Source organism: Cystobacter fuscus, from assembly GCF_002305875.1.
Taxonomy (GTDB): domain Bacteria; phylum Myxococcota; class Myxococcia; order Myxococcales; family Myxococcaceae; genus Cystobacter; species Cystobacter fuscus_A.
In genome coordinates this window covers 7,317,463-7,324,492 of record NZ_CP022098.1, presented here as the reverse complement: position 1 = coordinate 7,324,492, position 7,030 = coordinate 7,317,463, and the positions used below count along the sequence as shown (strand labels likewise).

General features: G+C 67.8%; 7 protein-coding genes. 3 read left to right on the top strand and 4 right to left on the bottom strand.

The genetic code is table 11. The features are described from left to right. Positions 1-113 precede the first annotated feature (113 nt). Entirely contained in the window at positions 114-542 is a 429-nt protein-coding gene (locus CYFUS_RS29720; RefSeq protein WP_157758741.1) for a nuclear transport factor 2 family protein, read from the top strand. A 114-nt stretch (positions 543-656) separates the two neighbouring features. Here the strand turns inward: CYFUS_RS29720 and CYFUS_RS29715 are convergent, their stop codons facing one another. Next, positions 657-1,598, bottom strand: coding sequence for a suppressor of fused domain protein (locus tag CYFUS_RS29715; protein WP_232536886.1), 942 nt, complete (start codon positions 1,596-1,598; stop codon positions 657-659). Positions 1,599-1,910: 312 nt separating this feature from the next. Continuing rightward, the gene (locus tag CYFUS_RS29710; protein ID WP_232536885.1) at positions 1,911-2,819 is read right to left on the bottom strand and encodes a type VI immunity family protein; all 909 of its coding nucleotides are present in this window, start codon (positions 2,817-2,819) and stop codon (positions 1,911-1,913) included. A gap of 22 nt (positions 2,820-2,841) precedes the next feature. On the opposite strand from CYFUS_RS29710, the gene CYFUS_RS29705 reads away from it, so the two are divergent. Beyond that, positions 2,842-4,155, top strand: coding sequence for an NAD(P)/FAD-dependent oxidoreductase (locus tag CYFUS_RS29705; RefSeq protein WP_157758740.1), 1,314 nt, complete (start codon positions 2,842-2,844; stop codon positions 4,153-4,155). A gap of 15 nt (positions 4,156-4,170) precedes the next feature. Here CYFUS_RS29705 and CYFUS_RS29700 read toward each other — a convergent pair whose 3' ends face one another. Beyond that, entirely contained in the window at positions 4,171-5,640 is a 1,470-nt protein-coding gene (locus CYFUS_RS29700; RefSeq protein WP_095988296.1) for a PLP-dependent aminotransferase family protein, read from the bottom strand. 95 nt (positions 5,641-5,735) lie between these two features. On the opposite strand from CYFUS_RS29700, the gene CYFUS_RS29695 reads away from it, so the two are divergent. Then, a complete protein-coding gene (locus tag CYFUS_RS29695) occupies positions 5,736-6,401 on the top strand; it encodes a pyridoxamine 5'-phosphate oxidase family protein (RefSeq protein ID WP_095992308.1) in 666 nt (221 codons plus the stop codon). A gap of 9 nt (positions 6,402-6,410) precedes the next feature. Here the strand turns inward: CYFUS_RS29695 and CYFUS_RS29690 are convergent, their stop codons facing one another. Further along, positions 6,411-6,992: a TetR/AcrR family transcriptional regulator gene (locus CYFUS_RS29690; protein WP_198316950.1), complete on the bottom strand. Its 582-nt coding sequence runs from the start codon at positions 6,990-6,992 to the stop codon at positions 6,411-6,413. Positions 6,993-7,030: the final 38 nt, after the last annotated feature.

Genomic DNA, 7,030 nt, shown 5'->3' with positions numbered 1-7,030 from the left:
GAAGCGGACGTATCTAGGTGGAGATTACGTCACTTCGGGGTGACATCGGCGAGGCAGGAGCCCGGGGCCTGGCTTCTCGTCTGGGTGGAATGGCCGACCGAGAGGAGGACCTGGTGACTACGGCGGACGAGGCTCAACTGCGCCAGCTCGAACAAGACATGTTCAGTGCCATCCGGACACGGGATCGCCAGTTGCTCGAGTCCATCCTGGACGAGCGCTTCGAACTGCGCGTCCCGGGGAGTCCCACGGCGGATCGCGCCGGATTCATCGGGGCCATCCTCGCCATTCCTGGCACCATCCTGTCCGTCGAGTCCGATGACCTGCGAGTGCATGTCTACGGAGACGTCGGAGTCCTCACGGGTCGGCAGCACGCCCGGGTGCGGCTGGAGGACGGCACGATCGTGGACGATGTGGGCGCCTTCACGGATATCGCCCTCAATGGCGGATGGTTCTCGCTCACAGCGTCCCCTTGTCAACCGCCCCCTGATTCTTCGCGGGCCCGCCTGGGGTTTACATCCGCCGCGGCTTGGGGTGATGGCTAATTCAGTCGAGGAATCGTCTCGACCAGCGCCGTGCCTTCGATTTCAGGGGACTTGGCTGTTTTTAGTGGTATCACTTCCTTGAGAGTAAGAATCCATCTACTCACGGTTTACCGACTACACCACCGCTTGCCGACTGGCGCGGGAGACATGTTCCTCCCCGGTTTTCGCGAAGCGCCGCGCCAGCTCGTCCATGCCCTCCGTGCCACGCTTCAACACGTATTCCAGTTCCGCAGGCAGCAGGGCCTTGACGGTGACGAGCCGCACGTCGCCGAACGGTGTGGGAAAATGCTTTGGGAGTGTGCCCGACTCCAAGCCGAGCAGCACCCCCACGCGACCCTCAGTGGAAACGAGGGTCGCGGGCATGCCCGTCGCCGCCACCTCCAGTGCAAGGAGACCCGCCTCGGCCCTCTCTCGCACGTTCTCCTGCGCCACCAGTTCCTTGGCGACTCGCTCCAGCAGAATGTAGGGCCAACTTCCCTCGATGGCATCGAGGGGAAGCTCCGTCTGTTCTGTCTCCAGGGCGAGCTCCAGACCAAATCCTACGGAGGGCTCCAGACGCGAGATGAAGGGATCCGAGAGGCCCTCGGAGACGAGGAGGAGACGCCCTGCTTCCCGGTGGATGATGGCCCAATCCTGCCGGTGACCCGGCCATTCGTAGCAGATGGCCCGTGGGGCGACGGCCAGCTCGTCCAGCTTGCCGAATGACTTCCACGCTGCGCGTCGGGCGGCAGGGGGTGGGTCCAGAAGCTCGTTACACCTGCGCTTGTAGGCACGCTCCTCATCGCTGATAGGGCTGGGGCCGGTGACTTCCGTGAACTTCAGGCCCGTAGCGCCGGTGCGCTCGAGTGCCTCCTTCACTTCCTCGGCGACGAGAAGGGCTCTGGGATACCCCTTGGTTCGGAAGATCCTGGCATCGCCTACCTTGGAGGTGTCGATGCGCATGCCGTAAACGGCCCGGTATTGCCCAAGCTTGTCGGGACGGTCATCTTCAGGGGTCCAATAAAGCACTTCCTCGCTACTCATGTCCTCGTCCAGCTCGAAGTACCTCTTCGCCATGTTCCTCTCCTAACCTCACTCGCTCCGGGTGACGAGCTTGTTGAGCCTGGAGCCTTCCTTTCGGAGTTGCTCGGCCAGCTTCTGCAATTCCCGAGTGAGAGCCGTCCGGCACTGGGCCGTGGTTTCGCAGCCCTTGACTGCATCCTGAAGCCGCCGAAATTACACGGAAGGACGGGTGCGCCCGTCAAGTCACTGGGTTGGCCAGTGATGGGAGGGACACAGTGGGTTGGCTGTCCAACGAGAAGGTGTCAAAGGACTCGTGTTTGGAAGGTGGCGGGGTCCCACCATTCGAGCAACGGGGGGACGGCCGCATCAATCGAGGAATCGTCTCCACCAGCACCGTGCCTCGTTCTCGGTGAAACGCATATCGGAGTAGCGAGGTGGCTCGCCGGACCAGGACTGCTCCGATATGCGCAGAGGCTCGAGCCAGGGCTCCAGCAGTCGTGCGAACTCTCGATACGCGGGAAGGGTCTGTCCGGTGGACAGGTCTCCCGCCTCGGGGCTCTCTCCCAGAGAGACAATGACGCGCTCCCCATCGAGTTCGTGCACGGTCGTTTCCGGTGCAAGGATACGGGAACGAAGGGCTGTGGTTCCACCGAGCTGGCCGAGCACGGGCTGTGCGAGGAAATTGAGCCAATGGACGCCATCGACTCGGGTGCCGAGACGCGTCGGAGGAAGCCAGGCCGTGCGCAGATCAATCCCCGGGTATCGGGCGAGTTCGGCGCGGAGGGGTTCGTCCATGGCACTCAGCATCCAGTAGAAGTGGAGAGCAAGGCCCACGTGACCCGAGGCGAATCGAAGCTGAGACGCCATGTCCAGGGCTAGTTCGCGCACCCTCATGGGGCCATGCAACTCCAGGTACTCGGTGGGGAGCGTCGCGGTGAGGAGGCTCACGGAGTCTGGCGAGGGGATACGCCAGGGAAGGCGGGCTTGGTACCAGAGTTGGTAACCGTTGCGACCACGCAATCCTCCATCCAGAAGCAGTTGAGTGGCGTAACCCCTCTTTTCCAGCCGGCGAGCAGTTGCCTCGTCCAGCTCCTCCTTCGAGGGAGTCGAGGCCCTTTGGACCGAGGCGAGCGTAGCGCCTGGGGTCGTGGCAAGGAAGGAACTCGGGAAGGGGAGGTGACGTGGCACGCACGGGCCATGAGAGCTCCCCGGCCTGCATGGCTGGCGCACCGTGCCGCGCGGATCGCTTTGACAGCCCAGGTCGCGCGAACCCATGCTCGGCTCACCAGGAGACTCCATGAGCACCACGCGACCCACCCCAGAGACCTACGACGCCATCATCGTCGGCGGACGACCCGCGGGAGCCAGCCTCGCCATGCGTCTGGGCCGCCAGGGCATGCGCGTCCTGATCATCGATCGGGCGAACTTCCCCAGCGCGCCGCCCGTCTCGGTGCCGTTCCTCATGAACAGCTCCATGAGCCTGCTCGACGAGCTCGCGGTCCCCGAGTCCGAGTACGCACACGACGCGCCGCGCCTGCGCCACTTCTTCGTCGAGTACAAGGACTACTTCCGCGCCCACTACACCGTCTCCGAGGTGGGGGGCCGCGATTACATCTACACCGTCGATCGTGAACGCCTCGATGGCTGCCTTTGGAACCATCTCTCCCGTTTCGACTCCGTCACACGGCTCGAGGGTGCCCACGTCCTCGCGCTCGAGCGCGACACCTCCGGGCGCGTCTCCGGGGTCAATCTCCGCCTCGAGGATGGCGGGGAGCAGGTGGTCGAGGGCCGCTGTGTCATCGGCGCCGATGGGCGCTACAGCCTGGTCGCACGCCAGGCCGGTGCGCGCGTCACCGAGCAGCGCACGGATGTCGATACCTCGGCGCTGTATGCCTATTGGTCCGGATTCGCGCCCTACGACGCGGAGCCCACCGGCATCCAGATCCACACCGCGGGGGACGGGTTCTGCATGATCGTCATGCCGACCACCCAGGGCCGTGCCGGCGTCGTCTTCCAGGGGCGCTCGGACCGCTTCAAGGTGTCCGGTGATGCCCAGGCCTATTACCTCGAGGGTCTCCGCCGCTATCCCGCGATCTGGCGGCGCCTGGCCCACGCCACCCAGGTGTCTTCCATCCGCGGTATCAAACGGATGGGAAACCTCTACCGTCAGGCGGGCGGCCCCGGCTGGGCGCTCGTCGGTGACGCCTTCCACCAGAAAGACTCCATCGACGCGCAGGGCATCTATGACGCCCTGCTCGAGAGCAAGCTGCTCGCGGCCGCGCTGGTCGACTGGAAGCAGGGCGCCCTGAGCTGGGAACGAGCCATCGAGCGCTACGAACAGGAGGCGCTCTCGGCCACCCGCGCCATGTTCCACGCCACGCTCGATCGGGTGAAGCGGGAGATCTACACCGAGCTTCCTCCCTGGGCGGCCCGGAGCGTGCTCCGGTGGACGATGACCGACAGCGAGTACATGCGGCGCTTCTCGCTCCTGCTCGCGCGTCGGATCAACCCGGAGGGGTGGGCCCCGCCGGGCGTTCTTCTCGGGGCCTTGGCGCGTGGCCTCACGGGCGATTTGCGTCGGCTCGTCTCCGGCCCGCGCGGCCGAGCGTGAACACGGACAATCTCCTCACGGGCGCTTCCTCGCGCGCACCATGCGCCGCACGGCCTCCACGAGCTCGGACTCCTTCAGGGCCGCGAAGCCCAGCCGCACGGCGGGCACGGGACGCCCGTCGAAGCTGTAGGTGCTCCCCGGGGTGAAGATCACGCCTTCCTCCCGTCCCGCGCGGGCCCAGGCATCGGCCTCCACGTCCGGCGCACACCGTGCCCACAGGGCCATTCCCCCCGCGGGTGGCGAGACGGTGAGCGCCCCCGCCAGCTCCCGCTCGAGCGCCTCCACCAGGGCATCGCGCCGGTCTCGGTAGACGCCGCGTAGCTTGCGCACGTGGCGCTGCACCTCGCCTTCCTCCAACAACTCGGCCACGGCCAGCTCCACGGCGAAGTCCCCCTGCCGGTCCACCGCCTCGCGCACCCCGAGGGCGTGCTCCAGGAAGGGGCGTGGCGCGGCGAGGAAACCCAGGCGCAAACCGGGCGCCAGCACCTTGGACAGCGTTCCCACGTACAGCACCAGCCCGTCCCGATCCGCGCTCGCCAGTGGCAGCACGGGGTGGCCGTCGTAGTGGAACTCGTGATCGTAATCGTCCTCGATGAGGGCCACGCGGTGGGTGCGCGCCCACGCCATCAACGCGAGCCGCCGCGCCGGGGAGAGGGTCACGGTGGTGGGGTAGTGGTGGTGGGGCGTGAGGTACACCGCGCGCACTGGCGTGCGCCGGGAGAGCGTCTCGAGTGCCTCCACGCGCAGTCCCTCGCCATCCACCGGGATGGGCGCGAGGCGGGCTCCGGCGAGCTGGAGCGCGTGCCAGGCGGGACGGTAGCCAATGGCCTCCACCGCCACGGTGTCCCCGGGGCGCAAGAGGGTGCGAGCCACCAGATCCAACGCCCCCTGACTGCCCCGGGTGATGACGAGCTCGTCCGCGTGGACGGCGAGCCCTCGAAGGGAGGAGAGCATCTCGGCGAGCGCGGCGCGCAGGCGGGGGTGGCCGCGCGCGTCGCCGTAGCCGAGCAGCCGCTTGCCACCGAGCTTCAACGCCCGGCGATAGGCGCGCGCGAGGGCGGAGGAGGGGAGGAGTCGGACATCGGGCTCGCCTCCCGCCATGACGAGCGCGCCGCGCGGTGACTCGAGGCGCTCACGGCGAAGGGGGGAGGCGGCGGGGAGGGAGAAACCCACCCGAGAGGGCATGGCCGAGCGGGGGACGCCGGTGGTGGAGCGGGCGGGCACGTCCGGCAGCGTGGGTGAAACGGAGGTGGCCCGTGCCGCCGTGGTGGTGACCCAGCCCTGCGTTGCCAGCTCCTGGTAGGCGGCGAGCACCGTGTTGCGGTGCACGCCCAGGGACTTCGCGAGGGTCCGGCTCCCGGGCAGCGGCGCGCCGGGCGGGAGCCGGCCGCGGCGGATGTCCTCCTCCAGCGCGCGGGCGATGCGCACGAAGAGGGGGGTCGGCGACGGCGCATGGAGGTCGAGTGTCAGGTCCCAGCCCTTCATGGAGGAGATCCTGTTCCATGCGGCGGGCACTGGTCCATCCGAATTGGAGGAACTGGGCCTGTTGGACGGACCAGTTTGGAGTGATGAACAGGCGCATGAACACATCTCCCCCCAGTGAACGTGGCACCGTCCGCCGGCTCCCGCAGCGCGCCTCCTACGAGGAGGCCGTCATCCACTCCATCCTCGATGAGGGCCTGGTGGCCCACGTGGGGGTGGCGGTGGAGGGCCAGCCGTATGTCCTTCCCATGGTCTACGGCCGCATCGGACGGCACCTGTACCTTCATGGCGCCTCGGTGAGCCGGCTGGCCCGGCAACTCGCCCAGGGCGTACCGGTCTGCCTCACGGTGACGTTGCTGGATGGCCTCGTCCTCGCGCGCTCCGCGTTCCACCACAGTGCGAACTACCGCTCCGTGGTGGTGCTCGGCACGGCGGCGCTGGTGACGGACGGCGAGGAGAAGACGCGGGCGCTCGAGGCCATCACGGATCACGCCCTGCGCGGCCGCTGGGCCGAGGTGCGTCCGCCCAACGCCCAGGAGCTCAAGGCGACGTCCGTGCTGCGGCTGCCCCTGGACGAGGCCTCGGCGAAGGTTCGTACCGGACCGCCTCGCGACGATGTCGAGGATCTACCGCTGGAGTGTTGGGCGGGGGTGCTCCCGCTGCGCCTCCTGGCCCTTCCACCCGAGCCTGCTCCGGAGCTTCGCGAGGGCATCCAACCCCCCGCGGCCCTGTTCGAGTACCGCGCCAGGCAGGGGGGCTCGTGAAGACCGCACTCAGGCCGGGCCTTCGTCGACGATCGCCTGGGTCATGGCCTCCAGCCAGCGGCGGGTGGAGGCGATGCGCGCCTTGGCGAGCGGCTGGATGGGCAGCAGCTTCCAACTGGTGAGGAAGCCGCCCCAGAGGATGTTGAGCCGCGCCGCGCGCTCCTCTCCGTCCGGTGGCCCCATCCACCTGGCCAACGGCACGATCACCTTCGCCTGCAGCAGCTCGACGCTCGCCGCGTGTGCCTCGGGGTCCGCCGCCGAGAGGATCATCATCGCCATCGGGCTCGGCAGCTCCTGCGTGTCGAAGAAGATCGCCACCACGTCCACGCCGAAGCGGCGCCGATCTCCATGCAGCAGCGGGGACAGGTCGAGCGCCCGATCCAACGTCGCCCGGAACAGCCCTTCCTTCGAGCCGAAGTAGCGGCCGACGAGCGCTGAATTCACCCCCGCCAGCTCCGCCACCTCGCGCACCCCGGTGTTGGCGAAGCCTCGCGTGGCGAACAGCGTCTGCGCGGCATCGAGGATCGCGGTGCGCGTGCGCTCGGCATCGCGCTGGCGCGTCGGCTTCTTGGGCTCGGGGGCTCGGGGCATGTACACGGTGGTTTACTTATGACGACGACCGGGTTGTG

What these genes read in the sequence shown, in the direction of transcription:
- CYFUS_RS29715 (WP_232536886.1), bottom strand. Translation starts at nt 1,598, where the DNA reads ATGGCGAAGAGGTACTTCGAGCTGGACGAGGACATGAGTAGCGAGGAA.
- CYFUS_RS29710 (WP_232536885.1), bottom strand. Translation starts at nt 2,819, where the DNA reads ATGGGTTCGCGCGACCTGGGCTGTCAAAGCGATCCGCGCGGCACGGTG.
- CYFUS_RS29705 (WP_157758740.1), top strand. Translation starts at nt 2,842, where the DNA reads ATGAGCACCACGCGACCCACCCCAGAGACCTACGACGCCATCATCGTC.
- CYFUS_RS29700 (WP_095988296.1), bottom strand. Translation starts at nt 5,640, where the DNA reads ATGAAGGGCTGGGACCTGACACTCGACCTCCATGCGCCGTCGCCGACC.
- CYFUS_RS29695 (WP_095992308.1), top strand. Translation starts at nt 5,736, where the DNA reads ATGAACACATCTCCCCCCAGTGAACGTGGCACCGTCCGCCGGCTCCCG.
- CYFUS_RS29690 (WP_198316950.1), bottom strand. Translation starts at nt 6,992, where the DNA reads ATGCCCCGAGCCCCCGAGCCCAAGAAGCCGACGCGCCAGCGCGATGCC.